We start from the raw sequence: 22,099 nt of genomic DNA, 5'->3' as shown, positions 1-22,099 counted from the left end.
GCGAACCATCCGACCGCCGGATGCCGCGCCACAGCCGCTTCCGTAGCTTCGAGATCATGCAGATCCAACCCTCAGACCTCGGCCTCATCGCTCGCGTCGCGACCCTCGGCAAGCACTACGGGGAGGGCGCGGGAGCGGTCACCGCGCTCGACGACGTCTCGCTCGGGCTCCGGCGCGGCGAGTTCACCGCCATCATGGGCCCGTCGGGATCGGGCAAGTCGACGCTCATGCACATCATGGCCGGCCTCGACACCCCGAGCTCCGGCCGGGTGTGGCTCGGCGACACCGACATCACCGAGCTCTCCGACAGCGCATTGACCGTGCTTCGCCGCCGGCGCGTCGGGTTCATCTTCCAGTCGTTCAACCTCGTGCCGACCCTCGATGTGCGCGGCAACGTGATGTTGCCGTTCGAGCTCGACGGCCGTCGCCCGAGCCGCGAGGAGCAGGCGTGGATCGACGAGTTGCTCGAGACGCTCGGTCTCGGTGCGCGGCTCGGCCACCGGCCGCACGAGCTCTCGGGCGGGCAGCAGCAGCGGGTCGCGATCGCGCGCGCCCTCGCGACCCGCCCCGACCTCGTGTTCGCCGACGAGCCCACCGGCAACCTCGACTCCCGCACCGGGCGCGAGGTGCTCGGCCTCCTCGCCGCCGCGAGTGCCCGGTACGGCCAGTCGATCGCGATGGTCACGCATGACCCGATCGCGGCGAGCCACGCCGACCGCATCCTCTTCCTCGCCGACGGGCGGATCGTGCGCGACTCGGCACGATCGACGCCCGAGGACATCTCGACCTTCATGCTCGCGATGGAGGTCGCGGCGTGAGCACTCGGCTGAAAGACCAGTGGACGACGCTCCTCGTCGCCGCGCTGGCCGGCACCTTCGGGGTCGCGCTGCTTCACATCACCGGCCTGCTCGGTGCCGCGATCGCCGCCGACGACGTCACCGGCGGGAGCGCCACCGTGGCGCTCATGCTCGGTGTCGTGGCGATGGTGTTCATCGTGATCGCGATCTACGTGAGCGCGGTCGTCACGGCGAACACGGTGTCGACCGTCGTCGCCGGTCGCACCCGGCTCATCGCGCTGCTCCGCCTCATCGGCTCGAGTGCCCGAACACAGCGTGCGCAGATCGCGAGGGAGGGGCTGCTCGTCGGCGTGGCCGGGGCGGCCATCGGCGTCGTGCTGGGCACGGGCGTCGCGTTCGCGCTCGACGAGATCGCCGTCGCGAACGAGCTCATGCCGGCGACCGACTACGGCTACCTGAACGTCTGGGTCGTGCTGCCTGCGGTCGCGGTCGTCGTCACGACCTGGCTCGCGTCGTGGGTCGGCTCCCGGCGCGTGCTCCGGGTGCGGCCGATCCAGGCGATCGGCAACTCGAACGAGCAGGACCGCGAGGAACTCGGCCGTAGCCGCGGGCGCAATGCCAGTGCGATCGTGTTGTCGGTCCTCGGCCTCGCCATGCTCGTCGCCGGCGTCGTCTGGGGGCCGACCAACCCCGTGTGGATGATCGTCGCCGTGCTCGGCGGCGTCGTCTCGTTCACCGGAATCGTGCTCGCCGCCCACGTCGTCATGCCGCCGGCCCTTCGTCTCGTCGGTCGCCTTTTCGGAGGCTCGCCCTCCGCTCGTCTCGCCGCCGAGAACGCGGTGCGCCATCCCGAGCGGAGCTCGCGCATGACCATCGGGCTCGTGATCGGCGTGACGCTCGTGACGACGTTCGCCGTCGCGATGGAGTCCTATCGCGCGATGCTCGTCGCCGCGCAGCAGGTGCGACCGGAGGTGTACGCCGGCATCGACGAGATGCTGAACGCGACCGTCGCGGTCTTCACGGTGCTGATCGGCTTCAGCGCCCTGATCGCCGCGATCGGCATGGTGAACACCCTCTCGCTCAGCGTGATGCAGCGCACCCGGGAGCTCGGCCTGTTGCGCGCGCTCGGGTTCGACCGGCGACAGCTTCGGCGCATGATCGTTGTGGAGAGCGCGGCGCTGACCCTCGCGGCGACGGCGATGGGCATCGTGCTCGGGTTCGGCTACGGGTGGGCCGGCGCGCAGGCCCTGCTCGGCGGCGCCCAGGGGCAGATTGCGTTCGTGCTCCCCGGCATTCCGTGGGCGCTGTTCGGGGGGCTCCTGGTCGCCGCAGGCGTGCTGACCCTCGTCGCGTCGATCGCGCCGGCTCGCCGTGCGATGCGGGTCTCGCCGGTCGTGGCACTCGCGGTCGAGTGAAACGACGACGCTGAACGGATGCCGCGGCGACCGCGGCATCCGTTCAGCGTCATGTTTCGCGAGCACGCATCCTCGGTGTTAGCCTTGTCGCGTGCTTCCCGGCCTGCTCCTTCTTAGCTGCCGCAGCGAGTCCTAGTTCACAGGCCTCCCTCGCTGCGGAGTTCGTCGTCGGCTGAAACCCATCCGTAAGCGAGAAGAGCACCCAATGCAGAACACCCAGAAGCCGTCGTCGATGCCGGTTCATCGGTATCGCCCGTTCCACGAGCAGATCCGCGTCGAGCTCCCCGATCGCACGTGGCCGTCCAAGCGCATCGAGCGCGCGCCCCGCTGGTGCGCCGTCGACCTGCGCGACGGCAACCAGGCCCTCATCGACCCGATGAGCCCCGAACGCAAGCGCATCATGTTCGACCAGCTCGTGCGCATGGGATACAAGGAGATCGAGGTCGGCTTCCCGAGCGCGAGCCAGACCGACTTCGACTTCGTGCGCAGCCTCGTCGACTCGGGCGCCATTCCCGACGACGTCACCATCCAGGTGCTCACCCAGGCACGCGACCACCTGATCGAGCGCACCTACGAGTCGATCGCGGGCGCCAAGCAGGCGATCGTGCACCTCTACAACTCCACGAGCATCCTGCAGCGCGATGTGGTGTTCCGCACCGACAAGCAGGGCATCATCGACATCGCACTCCACGGCGCTCGCAAGTGCCGCGAGATGGAGGCGTCCGTTCCCGGCACGACCGTGTACTACGAGTACTCGCCCGAGAGCTACACGGGCACCGAGCTCGAGTTCGCCGTCGACGTGTGCAACCAGGTGCTCGAGATCTTCGAGCCCACCCCCGAGCGCAAGGTCATCATCAACCTGCCGGCGACGGTCGAGATGGCGACGCCGAACGTCTACGCCGATTCCATCGAATGGATGTCGCGGCACCTCGCCCACCGCGAGAACGTCCTCCTCTCGCTGCACCCCCACAACGACCGCGGCACCGCGATCGCCGCGGCGGAGCTCGGCTACCTCGCCGGCGCCGACCGCATCGAGGGCTGCCTCTTCGGCAACGGCGAACGCACGGGCAACGTCGACCTCGTCGCGCTGGGCATCAACCTGTTCACGCAGGGCATCGACCCGCAGATCGATTTCTCCGACATCGACGAGATCAAGCGCACGACCGAGTACTGCAACCAGCTGCCGGTGCCCGAGCGCCACCCGTGGGCGGGCGACCTCGTCTACACGGCCTTCTCCGGGTCCCACCAAGACGCCATCAAGAAGGGCTTCGAGGCGATGGATGCCGAGGCCGCCCGTCGCGGCATTACCGTCGACGAGCTCGAATGGGCCGTGCCCTACCTGCCGGTCGACCCGAAAGACCTGGGCCGCAGCTACGAGGCCGTGATCCGCGTCAACTCGCAGTCGGGCAAGGGCGGCGTCGCCTACCTGCTGAAGACCGACCACGCTCTCGACCTGCCGCGACGCCTTCAGATCGAGTTCTCGGGCGTGGTGCAGGCCAAGACCGATGCCGAGGGCGGCGAGGTCTCGAGTGCCGACATCTGGCGCATCTTCAACGACGAGTACCTGCCCGCTCCCGCCGACCGCCCCGACGAGAAGTGGGGACGCTTCGAGCTGCTGTCGCTGCGCACCCAGAGCGCCCTCGACGGGGTCGTCAACGTGCACGTCGGGCTGCGCGACGGCGACGAGCGAGTCGAGGCCGACGCGAACGGCAACGGGCCCATCTCCGCGTTCCTCGCGGTGCTCGGCGCCGAAGGCGTCGACGTGAAGCTGCGCGACTACGTCGAGCACACGCTCGCCGCGAGCGGCAGTTCCCAAGCGGCCGCGTATGTCGAACTCGAGGTCGAGGGCCGGGTGCTGTGGGGCGTCGGCATCGACGGCGACATCTCCACCGCGTCGCTGAAGGCGGTCGTCTCCGCCGTCAACCGAGCGCTGCGCGGAGTTCGAGTCGAGGCCGACAAGCTCGAGGCCGTCACCGCGTAAGGATCGAATTCAGCGCGATCGGATGCCGCGAGCCCCAGTCGGGCTCGCGGCATCCGTGTTCCCTCAGGCGCGCCGCCAGACCTTCCAGCTGCCGAGGGCGCGCTGCTCGGGAAGGCTCCAGCCGTAGCGCACCGAGCCGAGCCTGATGAGCGTCGTGACGACGACGCACGCCGTGGCGGCCGCGATGATGGGCGTTCCCATCGCGACGAGCACGACGAGCAGCGTCGTGCCCACGGTCGCCGCGACCGCGTACAGCGACCCGACGTGCATCAGGGCGATCGGCAGGTTGAGCGCCACGTCGCGCAGGATCGAGCCGCCGACCGCCGAGAGCACGCCCACGAACACCGCGGGCACGACGGGCACGCCGTAGGCGAGGGCCTTCGAGGTGCCGATCGCGCCGAAGAGCCCGATGGTCACGGCATCGAGCGCGATGATGAGGCCGTTGAGTCGCGCGAACACGCGCAGCAGGAGCATCCCGAGCAGGGCGGCGGCGGTGCCGACAGGGAGGTACCAATTGCTCGCCATCGCCGCCGGAAGCTGGTTCAGCAACAGGTCGCGCATGAGGCCGCCGCCGAGCCCGACGATCACGCCGATGAGGGCGACGCCGAGCAGGTCGATGCGGCGCTCGGTGAGGCGGGCCGCGAACATCGCGCCCTGGATGGCGCCGACGGCGACGGCGGTGAGGTCGAGCCAGAGCGGGATGATGAACAGGGCCGAGGTCACGGCACCAGTGAATCACGCGAGCGCCTCGGCCGTGGGCGGCCGGGAACGCGAGATAATCGATTGTGCCCGTGTATCGAGATGAAGCCGTCGTGCTCCGCACCCACAAGCTGGGTGAGGCCGATCGCATCCTCACGCTGCTCACGCGCCGGCACGGCAAGGTCAGAGCGGTCGCGAAGGGAGTGCGCCGAACCGGGTCGAAGTTCGGTGCGCGGCTCGAGCCGTTCATGGTCGCCGACCTGCAGCTCTACGAGGGCCGCAGCCTCGACGTCGTGACCCAGGCGGAGTCGATCGGCTCCTACGGCGCGGAGATCACCCAGGACTACGGGTCGTACACGGCCGCGAACGCGATGGTCGAGGCGGCTGACAAGCTCACCGAAGACGAGGGATCGCTGCAGCAGTACCTCCTGCTCGTCGGCGCGCTCCGCTCGCTCTCTCGGTTGGAGCACGGTGCCAGTCTCACCCTCGACTCCTACCTGCTCCGCGCCCTCGCCCTCGCCGGGTGGGCGCCGAGCTTCGAGGATTGCGCGCGCTGTGGCAAGACCGGCGAGCACACGGCCGTCGTCGTGCAACTCGGCGGGGTCGTCTGCGATGACTGCGCCCCGCCTGGCACGCCGCGCATCGCGCGCTCGACCGTCGCTCTGCTCGGCGCCCTGCTCGCTGGCGATTGGGCCTTCGCCGAGGCGGCCGGCGAGGGCGACCGCAACCAGGCGAGCGGAATCGTCGCCGCCTACACCCAGTGGCACCTCGAGCGAGGCCTCCGCTCGCTGCCCCACGTCGACCGAGAAACGGCGGCCCCGTGAGCCCGAAGCCCTACACCCATCGTGACGCGGTGCCGTACCGGCCGATCGATTGGACGGGCCTCTATCCTCCCGAGCTCCCGAAGGGCGCCGTGCCGAACCACGTCGCGATCGTCATGGACGGCAACGGCAGGTGGGCGAACCGCCGGGGACTCACGCGCATCGAAGGACACAAGGCGGGGGAGGCGGCGCTTCTCGACGTCGTGGCGGGTGCCATCCAGGCCGGCGTGAAGCACGTCTCGGTCTACGCGTTCTCGACCGAGAACTGGAAGCGCTCACCCGAAGAGGTGCGCTTCCTCATGGGCTACAACCGCGATGTGCTCCACCGGCGGCGCGACCAGCTCAACGAGTGGGGCGTGCGAATCCGCTGGGCAGGGCGGCGCCCTCGGCTGTGGGCGTCGGTCATCAACGAGCTCCAGTACGCCGAGCAGCTCACCGCCCGAAACGACACCCTCACCCTCACGATGTGCGTGAACTACGGCGGCCGCAACGAGATCGCCGACGCCGTGCGCTCGATCGCCGACGACGTGGCATCCGGGCGCCTCCGCCCCTCCGCCGTCACCGAGAAGCTCATCGCCAAGCGGCTCTATGTGCCCGAACTGCCCGACGTCGATCTCTTCGTGCGCAGCTCGGGGGAGCAGCGCACCTCGAACTTCATGCTCTGGCAGGCGGCGTACGCCGAGATGGTCTTCCTCGACACGCTCTGGCCCGACTTCTCGCGCACCGACCTCTGGCAGGCGATCGAGGTCTACGCGGCCCGCAACCGCCGCTTCGGCGGCGCGGTCGACGCGCCGACCGCCGGCTGAGCGTCATCGCGTGGCCTCGGCGAACGCTCCCGAGAGCCATTCGTCGGCCGCGCGAGGGCTTCGGAGTCGCACGATCGTGAGCTGCGGATGCCTCGCCGCGGCGCCTTCGACGAGAGACAACCACTTCGAATGCGTGCGCCAGGCCCAGCGCACGATGTGGTCGGCGTCGGTGAACGCCGTGCGCAGGGGCGGCTCGACGTTGCCGTTCCAGAGCACCTCGCGACGCGCCCGGCGCCTGACCGTGCGCCGCAGTACGCGGAACATGACGAGCGGCCGTGGGTAGTCGAGCCATACGAGGAGTTGCGCGCGTGACGCGAGAAGGTCCCGCGCGTCGGAGTAGAGCCACTCGGTGGCCCACTCGGTTCGCGAGGTGAACTCGGCGACCTCCGCCATGAAGCTCGGCCGCGGGGTCCAGCCGGGTCCGTGTCGCAAGGCGTCGATCTCCTGGTACGGGATACCGAGGCGACGGTGAGCCGCCGCGTGAACGTCGACTTCCCCGACCCGCTCGTGCCCGCGACGATCACGCGGCGCGGTCGAAGCGGCAGTGGGTCGGAGGGGCCGAGCATCATCCGAGCGTATCCAACGGCCGAGCCATGTTCCGGTACGGGAATAGGCGGCCGGCAACATCCGTTCGCATACATCGTGAGTGAACCCATCAAGATCGACATCTGGTCCGACATCGCGTGCCCGTGGTGCTACATCGGCAAGCGCCACCTCGAGAGCGGCATCGCCGCGCTCGGCGCCGACGCCCCCGACGTCGAGATCGAGTACCACTCGTTCGAGCTCGCGCCCGACACGCCCGTGGACTTCCAGGGGTCCGAGGTCGACTTCCTCGCGAAGCACAAGGGCCTTCCGGTCGCGCAGGTGCACCAGATGCTCGAGCGCGTCACGGGCGTCGCTGCCGCCGCGGGGCTCGACTACGACTTCGACGCGCTCCAGCACACGAAGACCCTGAAGGCCCACGAGCTGCTGCACTTCGCGAAGGAGCAGGGCCTGCAGCTCGAGCTGACCGAGCGCCTCATGCGCGCGTACTTCACCGAGGGCCGCCACCTCGGCCGCGTCGACGATCTCGTGGCGCTCGCGACCGAGGTCGGGCTCGACGCCGACGCGGCCCGCGCCGCGCTCGAGTCGGGTCGATTCGCCGCCGACGTGCAGGCCGACATCGCCCAGGCCGGCGCCTATGGCATCAACGGCGTGCCGTTCTTCGTCTTCGAGGGCAAGTACGGCGTCTCGGGGGCGCAGCCCGCCGAGGTCTTCACCCAGGTGCTCACGCAGGTCGCCGGCGAGCGCGACGAGGCCGCAGCATGACCGGCGAAGCGATGACGACGGATGCCGCAGCGCCTTCGCCGTTCACGATGGTGACGGGCGACCCGTCGGCGATGGTGTGCGAGGGCGACGTCTGCTACGTGCCCGGAGCCACTGCCGAGTAACGCACCGATCGCTGCCGCGTGCGCTCGGCTACTCGGGGTCGGTGATGTCGGCCACCGTGGCGTCGAACGCGTCGACGAGCCGATCGGCATCCACGAAGAGACTGCGGCCGTGCTCGCCCGCGCCCATCGACACGCGGCGTCCGGTGATCGTGGCATCGACGACGACAGGCCACGCGGTCGTCGAGCCGAGCGGCGTGATGGTGCCGCGCTCGTAGCCGGTCGCCGCGAGGGCGAGCGAGGCATCCGGCAGCTGGAGCTTGTTCACACCGAGCAGCGCCCTGAGCTTCGGCCACGAGATCTTCCGGCCACCGGGCACGAGCGCGAAGACGTAGGTGTCGTCGCTGCGCTTGACGACGAGCGACTTCACGATGTCGGCCGGGGTGATGCCCATGAGCTCGGCGGCCTCCTCGAGGCTCCCGGCGGCCGGCCGCTCGATGATGTCGACCTCCAGGCCGCGCGCCGCGGCATCCGCTCGCACGCGGTCCGCACCGATGAGCTCACCGTCGGTCATCTCGTCCTCCACAGTCTCGTCCTCCTCGGAATCCTAGGCGCGCATGCGGCCGGTGGGCGCCGGACCCCGCAAGTCTGGGAGAATCGACGGTGATGTCATCGATCACCACGCTTCCCGCAGGCCCGCTCACGATCGGCGGGCTCCAACTCGACGTGCCCGTCGTGCTCGCGCCCATGGCGGGCATCACGAACACGGCGTTCCGTCGGCTCTGCCGCGAGTTCGGTGCCGGCCTCTACGTGAGCGAGATGATCACCTCGCGCGCGCTCGTCGAGCGCACCACCGAGTCGATGCGGCTCATCACCCACCACGAGTCAGAGGTCCCGCGTTCCATCCAGCTCTACGGCGTCGATCCGAAGACGGTCGCCGAGGCCGTCACGATGCTCGTGGCCGAAGACCGGGCCGACCACATCGACCTGAACTTCGGATGCCCCGTGCCGAAAGTCACGCGCAAGGGTGGCGGTGCCGCGCTGCCGTGGAAGACGGGGCTGTTCCGGGGCATCGTCGAGGGGGCGGTGCGCGCCGCCGGCGACGTGCCCCTCACCATCAAGATGCGCAAGGGCATCGACTCCGACCACCTCACCTACCTCGAGGCCGGCCGCATCGCCGAAGGCGCCGGCGTCGCGGCCGTTGCACTGCACGCGCGCACGGCCGCCGAGTTCTACTCGGGCGAGGCCGACTGGTCGGCGATCGCGAGACTGAAAGAGACGGTCACGAGCGTGCCGGTGCTCGGCAACGGCGACATCTGGTCGGCCGACGACGCGCTCCGCATGGTGTCCGAGACCGGCTGTGACGGCGTCGTCGTCGGGCGCGGATGCCTCGGCCGGCCGTGGCTCTTCGGTGATCTCGCTGCAGCGTTCCGCGGCGAGGCGCGAACCGCCACGCCATCGCTCGGCGAGGTCGCGCAGACCTTCCGCCGGCATGCCGAGCTGCTGACCGAGTTCTTCGACAGCGAGGAGCGAGGGTGCCGCGACATCCGCAAGCACGTCGCCTGGTACTTCAAGGGCTACCCCGTGGGCGGTGAGCTTCGCTCGCGCCTCGCGACGGTCGAGTCGCTCGAGCAGCTCGACGAGCTGCTCGGCACCCTCGACTGGTCGACGCCCTACCCGGGCGAAGGCGCCGAGGGGCCACGGGGGCGCGCAGGCACGCCGAAGAAGCCGGCGTTGCCCGAGCGCTGGCTCGACTCGCAAGAGCTCGTCGGCGACGACCGGGTCACGCTCGTCGATGCGGAATTGGACACCAGTGGCGGCTGACGCGATCGTGGGGCGCTACACCGAGTTCGATGCCGATCGCTGGCTGCCCGAGCAGCATTCCTCACCCCGAAGCGACTTCGCCCGCGACCGCGCGCGCCTGCTGCATTCGAGCGCGCTTCGGCGGCTCGCCGCGAAGACCCAGGTGCTGAGCCCCACCGCCGGCCTCGATTTCGCACGCAACCGGCTCACGCACTCGCTCGAGGTCGCCCAAGTGGGTCGCGAACTGGGGGAGAGCCTCGGCCTCGACCCCGACGTCGTCGACACCGCGTGCCTCGCGCACGACCTCGGGCACCCGCCGTTCGGCCACAACGGCGAGCGCGCCCTCAACGACTGGGCGGCCGACATCGGGGGATTCGAGGGCAACGCGCAGACCCTGCGCCTGCTCACGCGACTCGAGCCGAAGGTCTTCGGCGCCGACGGTCGCAGCTACGGGCTGAATCTCACGCGCGCGAGCCTCGACGCCAGCTGTAAGTATCCGTGGCCGGCCGAGTCGTCGGTCGCCGATCCGAGCGGCCGGGCGAAGTTCGGGTTCTTCACCGACGACCTCGAGGTGTTCACCTGGCTCCGCGAAGGAGCTCCCGAGGGCGTGCGCTGCATCGAAGCCCAGGTCATGGACCTCTCCGACGACATCGCCTACTCGGTGCACGACTTCGAAGACGCGATCGTGAACGGCTACATCGACGTTGCGGCGCTCGGCAGCCGCGTCGACCACGATGCGCTCGTCGACTCGATGCACGAGTGGATCGGCGGCGAGATCGGTCACGACGGCCTCATCGCCGCGTTCGACCGGCTCGAACGGCTCGACGGCTGGCCGGCCGCGTGGAGTGGCTCGCGTCACGACCTCGGAGCGCTCAAGAACCTCACGAGCCAGCTCATCGGCCGATTCGTGCACGGCGCCATGTCGGCGACGCTCGCCGCGCACCCCGACGCGAGCCTCGTGCGGTTCGGTGCGAACATCGTCGTGCCCCTCGACGTCCAAGCCGAGATCGCGGTGCTGAAGGGGATCGTCGCGACCTTCGTGATGTCGCGCAACACGAGGCAGCCCATCTACACGCAGCAACGTCGCATCCTCGCCGACCTGGCCGACGTGCTGCTCGCGAGCAACGGGGCCGAGCTCGACCCGGGGTTCTCGGCCGACTGGGCCGCTGCGACCGATGATGCGGCGCGCCATCGCGTCGTCGTCGACCAGGTCGCGAGCCTCACCGATCAATCGGCGCTCGCCTGGTACGAACGGCTCGTGCAACGCTGATGGCCACCCTCGCTGCCGGCCCGGCGAACTAGGATGAAGTCCATGGCGGGCCGCATTCGACAGAGCGATGTCGATGAGGTGAAGGCCCGCGTCAACATCGCCGACATCGTCGGCGAACACGTGAGCCTGAAGTCCGCGGGCGTCGGCTCGCTGAAGGGTCTCTGCCCCTTCCACGACGAGCGCAGTCCGAGCTTCCACGTGCGGCCCGGGCTCGGCTACTACCACTGCTTCGGCTGTGGTGAGTCGGGCGACGTCTACACGTTCCTCCAGCGCATGGACCACGTCTCCTTCACCGAGGCGGTCGAGCGACTGGCCGGCAGCATCGGCTTCGAGCTGCACTACGAAGACGGCGGGCAGGCATCCGATCACGGCAACCGCGCGCGACTTCTCGCCGCCAACCAGGCCGCCGCCGAGTACTTCATCGAGCAGCTCGGGTCGCCCGAGGCGGAGGTGGGTCGGCGGTTCCTCGGTGAACGCGGGTTCGACGCCGAGGCGGCGAGGCGATTCAGCGTCGGCTTCGCGCCGAAGAGCTGGGACGCGCTCACCAACCACTTGAAGAGGCGGGGCTTCACGACCGAGGAGCTCGCGGCGGCCGGTCTCGTCTCGCAGGGCGACCGCGGCGTCTACGATCGCTTTCGCGGCCGTCTCGTGTGGCCGATTCGCGATGTCACCGGGCAGACCGTCGGGTTCGGCGCGCGACGCCTGCTCGACGACGACCAGGGCCCCAAGTACCTGAACACTCCCGAGACCGCGATTTACCACAAGGCGCAAGTGCTCTACGGCCTTGACCTCGCCAAGCGCGACATCGCCAAGACCCATCGCGTCGTCGTCGTCGAGGGCTACACCGACGTGATGGCGTGCCATCTCGCCGGTGTCACGACGGCGATCGCAACGTCCGGCACCTCCTTCGGCGTCGATCACATCAAGGTGCTCCGCCGCGTTCTCGGCGACGACTCCGGACTCGGAGAGGTCGTGTTCACCTTCGACGGCGACGCGGCCGGGCAGCAGGCGGCGATGCGCGCCTTCGCCGAGGAGCAGCGCTTCGCGGCGCAGACCTTCGTCGCGGTCGCGCCCGACGGGCTCGACCCATGCGACCTCCGCCTGGCGCGAGGCGATGCCGCGGTGCGATCGCTCGTCGACTCGCGGCAGCCGATGTTCGAGTTCGTGATCCGCCACACGCTCACCCGCTACGACCTCGAGACCGTCGAGGGCCGCGTCGCGGCACTGCGGGCGGCCGCGCCGATCGTCGCCGACATCCGCGATCCGTCGCTCCGCCCCGGGTACACGCGAGAGCTCGCTCGCATGCTCGGGCTCGAACTCGCCGAAGTGACTCGTGCGGTGCGCGGTGCCACGGGGCGGCCCAAGCCGGGCAGTGAGGGCGGGTCGGCGGCATCCGGTGCCGGCTCTGGCCAGCAGGGGGCGACGGATGCCGCCGAGCGCCCGTTCTCGATCACGGAGCTGCCGAGCGACCCGTCCACGCGCCTCGAGCGCGACGCCCTCCAGGCCATGCTGCAGTTCCCCGACGCCGTTGGCCACGACCTGTTGCGGCACGCCGCCGACAGCCGATTCGGCAACGCCTCGCTCGCGGTCGTGCGCGACGGCATCGCGTCGGTGCTCGCTTCGCCCGACCCGGCCATCCGCATCGAGCGGGTCGTCGCCGAGGTGCCGGCCCCGTTCGCCGGCGTCGTGCAGCAGCTCGCGGTAGCGCCCGTTCCGCAACGCGCCGAGGCAGAGCTCGCCTCCTACGTGCGAGGCGTCGTGAGCGCGCTCGTCGATCGTGAGCTCCTGCGGCAGAAGTCCGAACTGCTCGGGCGGCTCCAGCGCACCGCCCCGAGCGACGCTGCGACGTTCGCGGCACTGCAGCGCGCGCTCGTCGAGCTCGAGACCGAGCGGCGCACGCTTCGAGCCGAATGACTTCCGTCCGTCAACGGGGCGTTCAACGCGGATCGTGTGCGTGGAAGATTGCAGATCGGTAAATATTCCTCCGTTTCGACGGCCCTCGATGCAACATCCGGGCCTCGTTGTGCTAGGTCTGGGGTATACGAGAACGCGCCGCGGTTCGCTGCTGCGCGCTTCATTCCTGACAGGAAGAGGTAGACGGATATGAGATCCGCATCCACGAACCGGCGTCGCGGCCTCATCGCGGCAGCCGGTGTCTCGGTGGCAGCGCTCGCTCTCGCGGGTTGCGCCCCCGGCGGCGACGACGGCGACACCGGCGGCGGCACGCTGACCATCGGCACCACCGAGCAGGTCACGGCGCTCGACCCGGCCGGTTCGTACGACAACGGTTCGCTCGCGGTGCACACGCAGGTCTTCCCGTACCTGTTGAACACCGACTACCAGAGCACCGAAGTGGTGCCCGACCTCGCAGAGTCGGCCGAGTTCACCTCGCCGAGCGAGTACACGGTCACCCTCCCCGAGGGCCTCAAGTGGGCGAATGGCAACGACCTCACCTCCGCCGACGTGAAGTTCACCTTCGACCGCCAGCTCGCCATCGCGGACCCGAACGGCCCGTCGTCGCTGCTCTACAACCTCGACAGCGTCGACGCCCCCGACGACACGACCGTCGTCTTCAACCTGAAGGCGGAGAACGATCAGGTCTTCCCGCAGATCCTCACGAGCTTCCCCGGCGCGATCGTCGATGACGAGGTGTTCGCGGCCGACGAGCTCACTCCCGACGACGAGATCGTCGAGGCGAACGCGTTCGCCGGGCCGTACGTCATCACGAGTTACGACTTCAACAACCTCATCTCGTACAAGGCGAACCCCGACTACAAGGGACTCCTCGCCCCGGCGAAGACCGAGACCGTGAACGTCAAGTACTACACCGACGCGTCGAACCTCAAGCTCGACGTGCAGGAGGGCAACATCGACGTCGCGAACCGCACCCTCAGTGCGACCGACATCGAAGACCTCCGCGGCAACGACAACGTCCAGGTCGTCGACGGCCCCGGTGGCGAGATCCGCTACCTGGTGTTCAACTTCAACACCATGCCGTTCGGTGCCACGACCGCTGAGGCCGACCCGGCCAAGGCGCTCGCCGTCCGCCAGGCGATCGCCGACCTCATCGACCGGAATGCCATCTCGGAAGACGTCTACAAGGGCACCTTCACGCCCCTGTACTCCTACGTACCCGAGGGACTCGCGGGCGCGAACGAGGCGCTGAAAGAGTTGTACGGCGACGGCAACGGCGCACCCGATCCCGACCGGGCAGCCGAGCGGCTCTCGACGGCCGGCGTCACGACCCCGCTCGAGCTCAACATCCAGTACGTGGCCGAGCGCTACGGACCGTCGTCGAGCGATGAGTACGCCGTCATCAAGGAGAACCTCGAGGAGAGCGGCCTGTTCACGGTGAACCTGCAGTCCACCGAGTGGGTCCAGTATTCCGAGGACCGCGTCGCCGACCTGTACTCCATCTTCCAGATGGGCTGGTTCCCCGACTACTCGGATGCCGACAACTACCTCACGCCGTTCTTCCTCAAGGAGAACTTCCTCGTGAACCACTACGACAACCCCGAGGTGAACGACCTGATCCTCGAGCAGGCGGTCACGCAGGACCCGGCCGAGCGCGAGGCGCTCATCGGCGAGATCCAGGAGAAGGTCGCGGCCGACCTCTCCACGATCCCGTACATGCAGGGCGCCCAGGTCGCCGTGGTCGGAACCGACATCGAAGGGGCCGAAGACACCCTCGACGGCTCGTTCAAGTTCCGGTACGCCGTTCTGTCGAAGGGCTAGTTCCAGCTAGAGTCGTTGAAGCTCGACGACGGGGGCGATCTGCTACCGCGGGTCGCCCCCGTTCCCCTGTACCCCGAGGATTCCATGAGCACACTTGACACCGCACCCGTCAGCGAGGGAGCACCCACCGCTGGCCGACCGAAGCCGAAGTCGCAGGGCGGTGGATTCGGACGCTATCTGCTCGTCCGATTCCTGCTGATCTTCCCGACGATCTTCATCCTCGTCACCCTCGTCTTCTTCCTGATGCGAACGACGGGCGATCCGATCACCGCCGCACAGGGCGGGCGACTCGGACCCGAGGCCCTTGCCGCGCTCCGTGAGGCTGCAGGCTACGACCGGCCGCTCTTCATCCAGTACTTCGAATACCTCGGCCAGGTGGCGACCTTCAACTTCGGTTCGACGCTCACGACGAACCGTCCGGTCATCGATGTGCTCTTCACGTACGGGCCGGCGACGTTCGAGCTCGTTGCCTACTCGCTCATCGTCGCCTTCGCGGTCGGCATCCCGCTCGGGCGCCTCGCGGCCTATCACCGCGACAAGCCGCAGGACGCGGTGTTCCGCGTGCTCGCGATCCTCTGGTACGCCGTGCCGATCTTCTTCGCCGGCCTCCTGCTGAAGCTCATCTTCGCGGTGTGGCTCAAGTGGCTTCCCGTCGCCGGGCGGGCGAGCGTGGGCGCCGAACTGCAGATGCAGGTCCTCCCGAACAAGACGAGCATTTACACGATCGACGCACTCATGACCGGCGACCCGGGCGTGCTCGGCGACGTGCTCGCGCACGCCGTGCTGCCGGCGATCGCCCTCGGCCTGCTCACGGGCGGCATCTTCCTCCGGCTCGTGCGCACGAACGTGATCGGCACGCTCTCGACCGACTACGTCGACGCCGCGCGTTCCCGCGGAGTGGCCGAGTCACGGTTGCTCCGCAAGCACGCTTATCGGCCGGCGCTGATCCCTATCGTCACCGTCATCGGCCTGCAGATAGCACTGCTCCTCTCGGGCGCAGTGCTCACCGAGACGACATTCGAGTGGAAGGGCCTCGGCTTCATCCTCGCCGAGTTCCTCGAATCGCGTGACTTCGTCGCCGTCCAGGGCATCGTGGTGCTGCTCGCCGTGATCGTCGCCCTCACGAACTTCATCGTCGACATCATCGCGGCGTTCATCGACCCGAGGGTGAGGTACTGACATGACCGCGGCATCCGCCACTCCCGTGCGTCGTCGCCCGCTGCGCGATCGGCTCCCGATCGTGCACCAGCTCCGGCAGAGCATGGGCCTGCAGCGTGGCATGCTCGTCGCCGGTCTCGTCATGGTCGCGGTGTTCATCCTCTGCTCGATCGTCGCGCCGCTCATCGCCCCATACGGCTTCGCGCAGCGCAAAGACGAGTCGGGGTCGTTCGGCACACAGCAGCCGCCTTCGCCCGAACACCTGTTCGGCACCACGGTCGGCGGCTACGACGTGTTCTCTCGCGTGATCTGGGGCACCCAGACCGCGATCCTCGTGATCGTCATCGCCGTGGTCCTCTCGATCTTCATCGGCGTCGCGCTCGGCCTCTTCTCCGGGTACTTCGGCGGCTGGCTCGATCGCGTGCTCGTCGTCGTGTGCGATGCGATCTACGCCTTCCCGTCGCTGCTGCTCGCCATCGTGCTGTCGATCGTCATCTCGCAGGGGCAATCCAACCTGTGGGGCGGCGTGCTCGCGGCGGCGGGGTCGATCACGGTCGTCTTCATCCCGCAGTACTTCCGGGTGATCCGGGCCGAGACGGTGCGGATCAAAGCCGAGGCGTTCGTCGAATCGGCGAAGGTGCTCGGCGCCTCGAACTCCCGGATCGTGTTCAAGCACGTCTTCCGCAATGCCACACGCACCCTCCCGCTCATCATCACGCTCAACTCGTCCGAGGCTATCCTGACCCTCGCTGCACTGGGCTTCCTCGGCTTCGGCATCGAGCCCACGGCGGCAGCCGAGTGGGGGTACGACCTGTTCAAGGCGCAATCGGATGTCACGAGTGGCATCTGGTGGACGGCCTTCTTCCCGGGCGCCGCCATCGTCTTCACGGTGCTCGGCATCACCCTCGTCGGTGAGAGCCTCAACGACCTGGCCGATCCGCGACTCCGCGGCCGTCGCCGCGTCGCGCAGGCATCCGGCGAGGTCGCCGCGACGTCGGTCGTGCCGGGCGGCACGCTCACGGCGGGTCCTGGAGGCCTCGCGGGCCTCGAAGACGGCCAATCGTTCGACGAGCACGGGATCGAGGTCAGACGATGAGCACGGTGGTCGACATCAGGAACCTCGGCGTCTCGTTCGCGACGGATGCCGGGGCGGTCAAGGCGGTCGACGACGTCTCGCTGTCGGTCGCCCGCGGTGAGGTGCTCGCGATCGTGGGCGAGTCCGGCAGCGGCAAGACGGTCACGGCGAAGACCATCCTCGGGCTCCTGCCCGAGACGGCGACGACCAGCGGCGCGGTGGTGCTCTCGAACCGTGAGGGCACCCGCGAGACCGACATCATCAACCTCTCGACGCACCAGCTCCGCGAAGTGCGCGGCACCGACGTCGCCATGGTGTTCCAGGAGCCGTCGACCGCGCTGAATCCGGTCTACACCGTGGGCTGGCAGATCATGGAGGGCATTCGCGCCCACGGCGACGTCTCCAAGAAGGAGGCGCGCGCGAAGGCGATCGACATCCTGCGACGCGTCGGCATTCCCGACCCCGAGGAACGTGTCGATCACTATCCGCACCAGTTCTCGGGCGGGCAGAAGCAGCGCGTGGTCATCGCCATGGCGCTCGTGCTCGACCCTGGCCTGATCGTGGCTGACGAGCCCACCACCGCGCTCGACGTGACGGTACAGGCGGAGATCCTCGATCTGCTTCGGAAATGCCGGGATGAGTTCGGCACGGCGATCGTGCTGATCACCCACAACATGGGCGTCGTCGCCGATCTCGCCGATCGCGTCGCGGTGATGTACGAGGGCAACGTCGTCGAGCAGGCCGACGTCGAGACGTTGTTCTCGGCTCCGCAAGCCGACTACACGAAGGCCTTGCTCGCCGCCGTGCCGTACGTGGGTCACGGTGCCGCGAGCGCGGTCGAACGCGTGGCCGCGCGGGCCGCGGGCTGGGCCGAGCTGACCCCCGTCGTCGAGGCGCGCGGACTCGAGATCTCGTATCCGGGCCGATTCGGCCGGCCCGGGTTCCGCGCCGTCGATGGGGTCGACTTCGTCATCCGACCGGGGGAGGTGCTCGGTCTCGTCGGCGAGTCCGGCTCGGGCAAGACGACCATCGGCCGTGCGATCGCCGGGCTCACGAAGGTCACCGGAGGATCGCTGCAGGTACTCGGCGCGGAGATGAACGGCATCCGCGAGCGGAATTTCCGTCCGCTCCGCAGTCGGCTCGGATTCGTGTTCCAAGACCCGGCGTCGAGCTTCAACCCGCTCCTGACGATCGCGGAGTGCGTCGCCGAGCCGCTCATCATCCACGGCCGGGCGAAAGACGCCAATGCAGCCCGAGCACGGGTGAACGAGCTGCTCGAGGCCGTGCAGCTCCCACGCGCGTACGGCGACCGCTACCCTCACGAGTTGAGCGGCGGCCAGCGACAGCGTGCCAGCCTCGCGCGGGCGCTCGCGCTCGAACCCGAACTGCTCATCGCCGATGAGCCGACCTCGGCGCTCGACGTCTCCGTGCAGGCGCGCGTGCTCGAGCTGTTCGCCGAACTCCAGCGCGAGTTCGGCTTCGCGTCGCTCTTCATCAGTCACGACCTCGCCGTGGTCGACCTGCTCGCCGATCGCATCGGCGTGCTCTACCGCGGGTCGCTCGTCGAGGAGGGCACCGGTGCCGAGGTGCTCGGAGCTCCGAAGCATCCGTATACCCAGCGCCTGCTCGCATCCCTCCCGGTACCCGACCCGGTCGCCCAGGCCGAGCGCCGCGCGGAACTCCGGCGCATTCGGGAGGCGGGCTGATGACCGGTGCCGCGCACCGCTATCCCATCGTGCTGAGCGATCTCTCGATCGAATACCCCGCCCATGGAGCGAGTGCCGCCCACGTCGCGCTGCACGGGATCTCGTTGAGGGTCGCGCCCGGCGAGGTGCTCGGAATGCTCGGCAGCGCCGGAAGCGGCAAGAGCACCCTCGCGAAGGTGCTCTCCGGCGTCGCCTTCGAGCCGCGCACCGGCGACGTGCGACCGGTGATCACGGGCGGCGAGGCGACGGTGCTCGGCCACCAACTGCGGGGCCTGCCCAAGCGAAAGGTTCCCGAGTACCGCTTCCACGTCGGGTATCTGCCGCAGGATGCCGCGTCGAGCCTGCCGCCCGACCGCACGGTCGCCGAGATCGTCGGCGAACCGATTCTCGAACGCGACCGTCGGTACAACCGCCACGCGCTCACGAACCGGGTGGCGACGATGATCGACAGCGTGCGGCTGCCGCTCGGCATGCTCGATCGCTTCCCCTACGAGCTGAGCGGCGGCCAGCGTCAGCGCGTCGCGCTCGCCCGTGCGCTCGTGCTCGGCCCGTCGGTGCTCATCGCCGACGAGCCGACCGCCGGCATCGATCTCACCGTGCGTGACGCGGTCGCCCAGCTCATCCGCGACCTGCGCGAGCAGCACACGTTCTCGGCGATCATCATCAGCCATGACCTGCCCGTACTGCGTCGCACCGCCGATCGCATCGCCGTGCTCGACAAAGGCGAGCTCGCCGCGATCGGCACGATCGACGAGGTCTTCGACGATCCGCGGCATCCGTATGTCATGGCACTCGCGGGTGCGCTCGACGCCGGACACGCGGTGATCGACGAGCTCGACTCAGGCCCGTTGGCATGACGGATGCCGCGGCCGCTCGGGGCCCGGCACGAATTGGGAGTCGGGCACTCCCTTTGCTAGAGTATCGATGCTGAACAAGCGATCCTCCATAGCTCAATTGGCAGAGCAATCGGCTGTTAACCGATAGGTTCTTGGTTCGAGTCCAAGTGGGGGAGCCGCAGACCCCGTCCTTCGAGAGAAGGACGGGGTCTTCTTGTGTTAACCCGGTCTTGCGGCTTGTCTGCCGCCACGACACCTAGATCAGCGATACATAGAGCCGCAAGGTATACTGGTGTTGATGGGATCGGGGGTGTCATGAACATCGACAAAGACCTGGTGGCCGCGATGGCGACACCGCTCGTGCTTGCGATCCTCGTCGAGGGCACGAGCTACGGCTACGCGATCCTCAAGCGGGTCCGTGAGCTCTCCGGCGGCGATCTCGAATGGACCGACGGCATGCTGTATCCGCTGCTCCACCGGCTCGAGCGAATGGGCTGCATCCGCGCCGAGTGGGGCGTCTCGCCCGAGGGCAGGCGCCGCCGCTACTACGAGATCACCGAGGCCGGTCGCGCCCAGCTGACAGAGCAGCGGCGGCAGTGGGACACCGCGACCCGCACTCTTGGCGGGCTGTGGGGAATGGCAGTTCCGGTGACAGGGGCATGAGCATGGATTCCGTCGAGCACCAGATCGACCGATGGCGCGCCGCGGTCCTTCGGGGTCGTGCGGTCGACGGAGGCGACGCCGACGAGCTCGAAGGCCATCTGCGGGAGCAGATCGAAGAGCTCGAGAGCGCCGGACTCTCGGGCGATGAGGCCTTCCTCATCGCGGTCAAGCGGCTCGGTGAAGTGGACCTCATCACCGCGGAGTTCGCTCGTGAGCACAGCGATCGGCTCTGGAAGCAGCTCGTGATGTCGCACCCTGACGAGAGCGGGCGCCAGTCGGTGCTGACGATGCTCGGTTTCGCCGTGCTCACCGCCGTGCTCATCCAGGTTGCTCGCCTTCTCGCGCAGGTTCCCGGCTCGAGCAGCCCGTGGTTCCTGCGCGATCTCAGCCTCTTCGTGCTGCCGGTGCTCGCCGCGTACTTCGCGGTGGTGAGACGGATGCCGCGGAGACCGGCCGTGGGCCTCGTCGGGGCGGTGGCCGTGCTCGCAGTGGCCGTCAACGTCTTCCCGTTTCCTCCGGGTTCGAGCACCGACCTGCTCGTCGCGATTCATCTCCCGTTCGCGCTCTGGTTCGTTGTGGGTGTCGCCTACGTCGGGGGAGACCTGCGTTCAGCTGCCCGGCGCATGGATTTCATCCGATTCACCGGCGAGTGGGCGATCTACTATGCGCTGATCGCCCTCGGCGGCGCGGTGCTGCTCGGCCTGACCGGCCTCGTGCTCACCCCGATCGCCCCCGGCGCGATCCAGGAGGTCATGACCTGGGTGGTTCCATCGGGAGCCGCGGGAGCCGTGGTCGTGGCAGCCTGGCTCGTCGAGGAGAAGAAGAGCGTCATCGAGAATCTGGCGCCGGTGCTCACCGCCATCTTCACGCCGTTGTTCGCCGTCATGCTGCTGGTCTCGGCGATCGGATACCTCGTGGCCGGCGTCGGGCGCGACTTCGACCGCGACCTGCTGACCGTGTTCGACGTGCTCCTGCTCGTCGTTCTCGGCCTCGTGGTCTACGGCATCTCGGCGCGTGACACGAACCGCCCGGCCGGCTTGATGGATGTGCTCCGCCTGGTGGCGGTCATCGCCGCCGTCGTGCTCGACGTTCTCGTGCTCGGCTCGATGCTCGCCCGCGTGGGCGAGTTCGGATTCACCGCCAACCGCGTGGCAGCGCTCGGGCTGAACGTCGTGCTGCTCGTGAACCTTGTGGTGACGGCATGGCTCATCGCCCGCCTGCTCGCGGGGAAGGCGCCGGCGGTGCGGCTCGAGCGGTGGCAGACCGGATATCTCCCGGTGTTCGCGGGCTGGGTGTTGGTGGTCGTGCTCGTCGTGCCGCTCCTCTTCGGCTTCGCGTGATCGCACGGTCTTCGCCGCGCAGCGCGCACTGCTGCCGCGGGCTCAGCCTTCGAGGTCGTCGACGCCCGGCATCCACTGCTGGCCCGGCTGACCCCAACCGAGCTTGCGATTGATCTTCGCGACGATGCGCTGGTCGCGCTCGCCCAAGCGGTCGGTGTAGAGGATGCCGTCGAGGTGGTCGTACTCGTGCTGGAAGATTCGCGCGAGCCAGCCCTCGGCCTCGATCTCGAACCGTACGCCCTCGAGGTCGGTCGCGCGGAGGATCGCGCGCTCGGCGCGGCGCAAGCCGAATCGCTCGCCCGGAAATGACAGGCAGCCCTCGGACTCCTCATCGGGGTCGGGCTCGCCGACGGGCGGTGGGGATATCCAGAGTTCGGGATTGATGGCGACGCCGCGCCAGCGGGTGCCCGCTTCGTCGACCCACCCGAAGGTGAAGAGCCGGAGCGCCACACCCACCTGCGGAGCGGCGAGGCCGACGCCCGGTGCTGCATCCATCGTCTCGAAGAGATCTCGCACGAGCGCACGCAGTTCATCGTCGATCGACTCGACGGGCAGGGCGGGGGAGTGGAGGACCGGGTCGCCGGTGATTCGTATGGGGAGCACGGCCATTCGGACAGGATATCGGGG

21 protein-coding genes and 1 tRNA gene are annotated in these 22,099 nt (G+C 68.7%); 18 read left to right on the top strand and 4 right to left on the bottom strand.

Translation table 11 applies throughout. The features are described 5' to 3' along the window. Positions 1–56 precede the first annotated feature (56 nt). The 3 genes from ESP51_RS08465 to leuA all read left to right on the top strand — a co-directional run bounded on the left by ESP51_RS08465 (position 57) and on the right by leuA (position 4,193). Positions 57–818: an ABC transporter ATP-binding protein gene (locus ESP51_RS08465; RefSeq protein ID WP_129520468.1), complete on the top strand. Its 762-nt coding sequence runs from the start codon at positions 57–59 to the stop codon at positions 816–818. Continuing rightward, positions 815–2,212, top strand: a complete 1,398-nt coding sequence (locus ESP51_RS08460) for an ABC transporter permease (RefSeq protein WP_129520467.1) — start codon at positions 815–817, stop codon at positions 2,210–2,212. Before ESP51_RS08465 ends, ESP51_RS08460 begins: the two co-directional genes overlap by 4 nt. A 205-nt stretch (positions 2,213–2,417) precedes the next feature. Continuing rightward, positions 2,418–4,193 carry a 2-isopropylmalate synthase gene (leuA, locus tag ESP51_RS08455; RefSeq protein WP_129520466.1) on the top strand — a complete coding sequence of 592 codons (1,776 nt, stop codon included), beginning with the start codon at positions 2,418–2,420 and terminating at the stop codon, positions 4,191–4,193. A 63-nt stretch (positions 4,194–4,256) separates the two neighbouring features. On the opposite strand, the gene ESP51_RS08450 is transcribed toward leuA, so the two are convergent. Further along, the gene (locus tag ESP51_RS08450; protein ID WP_129520465.1) at positions 4,257–4,916 is read right to left on the bottom strand and encodes a trimeric intracellular cation channel family protein; all 660 of its coding nucleotides are present in this window, start codon (positions 4,914–4,916) and stop codon (positions 4,257–4,259) included. A 62-nt stretch (positions 4,917–4,978) separates the two neighbouring features. On the opposite strand from ESP51_RS08450, the gene recO reads away from it, so the two are divergent. Next, on the top strand, positions 4,979–5,716 hold the full coding sequence (gene recO, locus ESP51_RS08445; protein WP_129520464.1) for a DNA repair protein RecO: 738 nt from the start codon (positions 4,979–4,981) through the stop codon (positions 5,714–5,716). Beyond that, entirely contained in the window at positions 5,713–6,519 is an 807-nt protein-coding gene (locus ESP51_RS08440; RefSeq protein ID WP_129520463.1) for an isoprenyl transferase, read from the top strand. Before recO ends, ESP51_RS08440 begins: the two co-directional genes overlap by 4 nt. A gap of 3 nt (positions 6,520–6,522) precedes the next feature. On the opposite strand, the gene ESP51_RS08435 is transcribed toward ESP51_RS08440, so the two are convergent. Beyond that, the gene (locus ESP51_RS08435; RefSeq protein ID WP_338420340.1) at positions 6,523–6,951 is read right to left on the bottom strand and encodes an AAA family ATPase; all 429 of its coding nucleotides are present in this window, start codon (positions 6,949–6,951) and stop codon (positions 6,523–6,525) included. A 210-nt stretch (positions 6,952–7,161) separates the two neighbouring features. On the opposite strand from ESP51_RS08435, the gene ESP51_RS08430 reads away from it, so the two are divergent. Beyond that, complete coding sequence (locus ESP51_RS08430) at positions 7,162–7,827, top strand: DsbA family oxidoreductase (RefSeq protein WP_129520462.1); 666 nt, start codon at positions 7,162–7,164, stop codon at positions 7,825–7,827. Continuing rightward, positions 7,824–7,949: a hypothetical protein gene (locus tag ESP51_RS21180; RefSeq protein ID WP_277871073.1), complete on the top strand. Its 126-nt coding sequence runs from the start codon at positions 7,824–7,826 to the stop codon at positions 7,947–7,949. Before ESP51_RS08430 ends, ESP51_RS21180 begins: the two co-directional genes overlap by 4 nt. A gap of 28 nt (positions 7,950–7,977) precedes the next feature. Here ESP51_RS21180 and ESP51_RS08425 read toward each other — a convergent pair whose 3' ends face one another. Further along, positions 7,978–8,460 (bottom strand): aminoacyl-tRNA deacylase, encoded by a 483-nt coding sequence (locus ESP51_RS08425; protein ID WP_129520461.1) that lies wholly within the window; start codon positions 8,458–8,460, stop codon positions 7,978–7,980. A gap of 92 nt (positions 8,461–8,552) precedes the next feature. Between ESP51_RS08425 and dusB the strand changes: the two genes are divergently transcribed. The 11 genes from dusB to ESP51_RS08370 all read left to right on the top strand — a co-directional run bounded on the left by dusB (position 8,553) and on the right by ESP51_RS08370 (position 21,472). After that, positions 8,553–9,710 (top strand): tRNA dihydrouridine synthase DusB, encoded by a 1,158-nt coding sequence (gene dusB / locus ESP51_RS08420; protein WP_129520460.1) that lies wholly within the window; start codon positions 8,553–8,555, stop codon positions 9,708–9,710. Next, complete coding sequence (locus tag ESP51_RS08415; RefSeq protein WP_129520459.1) at positions 9,682–10,959, top strand: deoxyguanosinetriphosphate triphosphohydrolase; 1,278 nt, start codon at positions 9,682–9,684, stop codon at positions 10,957–10,959. Before dusB ends, ESP51_RS08415 begins: the two co-directional genes overlap by 29 nt. Before the next feature lie 42 nt (positions 10,960–11,001). Further along, the gene (gene dnaG / locus ESP51_RS08410; RefSeq protein ID WP_129520458.1) at positions 11,002–12,873 is read left to right on the top strand and encodes a DNA primase; all 1,872 of its coding nucleotides are present in this window, start codon (positions 11,002–11,004) and stop codon (positions 12,871–12,873) included. Positions 12,874–13,062: 189 nt separating this feature from the next. Then, positions 13,063–14,694, top strand: coding sequence for an ABC transporter substrate-binding protein (locus tag ESP51_RS08405; RefSeq protein WP_129520457.1), 1,632 nt, complete (start codon positions 13,063–13,065; stop codon positions 14,692–14,694). A gap of 84 nt (positions 14,695–14,778) precedes the next feature. Next, positions 14,779–15,873 carry an ABC transporter permease gene (locus tag ESP51_RS08400; RefSeq protein WP_129520456.1) on the top strand — a complete coding sequence of 365 codons (1,095 nt, stop codon included), beginning with the start codon at positions 14,779–14,781 and terminating at the stop codon, positions 15,871–15,873. A 1-nt stretch (position 15,874) separates the two neighbouring features. After that, positions 15,875–16,948 carry an ABC transporter permease gene (locus ESP51_RS08395; RefSeq protein ID WP_129520455.1) on the top strand — a complete coding sequence of 358 codons (1,074 nt, stop codon included), beginning with the start codon at positions 15,875–15,877 and terminating at the stop codon, positions 16,946–16,948. After that, positions 16,945–18,633, top strand: coding sequence for an ABC transporter ATP-binding protein (locus ESP51_RS08390; RefSeq protein WP_129520454.1), 1,689 nt, complete (start codon positions 16,945–16,947; stop codon positions 18,631–18,633). The genes ESP51_RS08395 and ESP51_RS08390 overlap by 4 nt, the downstream gene beginning before the upstream one ends. Then, positions 18,633–19,490: an ABC transporter ATP-binding protein gene (locus ESP51_RS08385; RefSeq protein ID WP_129520453.1), complete on the top strand. Its 858-nt coding sequence runs from the start codon at positions 18,633–18,635 to the stop codon at positions 19,488–19,490. Before ESP51_RS08390 ends, ESP51_RS08385 begins: the two co-directional genes overlap by 1 nt. 82 nt (positions 19,491–19,572) lie before the next feature. Next, positions 19,573–19,645 (top strand) — tRNA-Asn (locus ESP51_RS08380). A gap of 139 nt (positions 19,646–19,784) precedes the next feature. Continuing rightward, positions 19,785–20,132, top strand: a complete 348-nt coding sequence (locus ESP51_RS08375) for a PadR family transcriptional regulator (protein ID WP_129520452.1) — start codon at positions 19,785–19,787, stop codon at positions 20,130–20,132. Between the two features lie 2 nt (positions 20,133–20,134). Continuing rightward, entirely contained in the window at positions 20,135–21,472 is a 1,338-nt protein-coding gene (locus tag ESP51_RS08370) for a permease prefix domain 1-containing protein (RefSeq protein WP_241843069.1), read from the top strand. A gap of 42 nt (positions 21,473–21,514) precedes the next feature. On the opposite strand, the gene def is transcribed toward ESP51_RS08370, so the two are convergent. Beyond that, complete coding sequence (gene def, locus ESP51_RS08365) at positions 21,515–22,081, bottom strand: peptide deformylase (RefSeq protein ID WP_129520450.1); 567 nt, start codon at positions 22,079–22,081, stop codon at positions 21,515–21,517. Positions 22,082–22,099: the final 18 nt, after the last annotated feature.

Source organism: Agromyces albus (assembly GCF_004134825.1).
GTDB lineage: Bacteria > Actinomycetota > Actinomycetes > Actinomycetales > Microbacteriaceae > Agromyces > Agromyces albus.
The sequence above is the reverse complement of the archived record's forward strand: the minus strand, read 5'-3'. Positions and strand labels throughout refer to the sequence as shown.

Bases quoted from the DNA above. Each gene is read 5' to 3' on its own strand.
- ESP51_RS08465 (WP_129520468.1), top strand. From the start codon at position 57: ATGCAGATCCAACCCTCAGACCTCGGCCTCATCGCTCGCGTCGCGACC.
- leuA (WP_129520466.1), top strand. From the start codon at position 2,418: ATGCAGAACACCCAGAAGCCGTCGTCGATGCCGGTTCATCGGTATCGC.
- ESP51_RS21180 (WP_277871073.1), top strand. From the start codon at position 7,824: ATGACCGGCGAAGCGATGACGACGGATGCCGCAGCGCCTTCGCCGTTC.
- ESP51_RS08425 (WP_129520461.1), bottom strand. From the start codon at position 8,460: ATGACCGACGGTGAGCTCATCGGTGCGGACCGCGTGCGAGCGGATGCC.
- dusB (WP_129520460.1), top strand. From the start codon at position 8,553: ATGTCATCGATCACCACGCTTCCCGCAGGCCCGCTCACGATCGGCGGG.
- ESP51_RS08415 (WP_129520459.1), top strand. From the start codon at position 9,682: ATGCGGAATTGGACACCAGTGGCGGCTGACGCGATCGTGGGGCGCTAC.
- dnaG (WP_129520458.1), top strand. From the start codon at position 11,002: ATGGCGGGCCGCATTCGACAGAGCGATGTCGATGAGGTGAAGGCCCGC.
- ESP51_RS08405 (WP_129520457.1), top strand. From the start codon at position 13,063: ATGAGATCCGCATCCACGAACCGGCGTCGCGGCCTCATCGCGGCAGCC.
- ESP51_RS08400 (WP_129520456.1), top strand. From the start codon at position 14,779: ATGAGCACACTTGACACCGCACCCGTCAGCGAGGGAGCACCCACCGCT.
- ESP51_RS08395 (WP_129520455.1), top strand. From the start codon at position 15,875: ATGACCGCGGCATCCGCCACTCCCGTGCGTCGTCGCCCGCTGCGCGAT.
- ESP51_RS08390 (WP_129520454.1), top strand. From the start codon at position 16,945: ATGAGCACGGTGGTCGACATCAGGAACCTCGGCGTCTCGTTCGCGACG.
- ESP51_RS08385 (WP_129520453.1), top strand. From the start codon at position 18,633: ATGACCGGTGCCGCGCACCGCTATCCCATCGTGCTGAGCGATCTCTCG.
- ESP51_RS08375 (WP_129520452.1), top strand. From the start codon at position 19,785: ATGAACATCGACAAAGACCTGGTGGCCGCGATGGCGACACCGCTCGTG.
- ESP51_RS08370 (WP_241843069.1), top strand. From the start codon at position 20,135: ATGGATTCCGTCGAGCACCAGATCGACCGATGGCGCGCCGCGGTCCTT.
- def (WP_129520450.1), bottom strand. From the start codon at position 22,081: ATGGCCGTGCTCCCCATACGAATCACCGGCGACCCGGTCCTCCACTCC.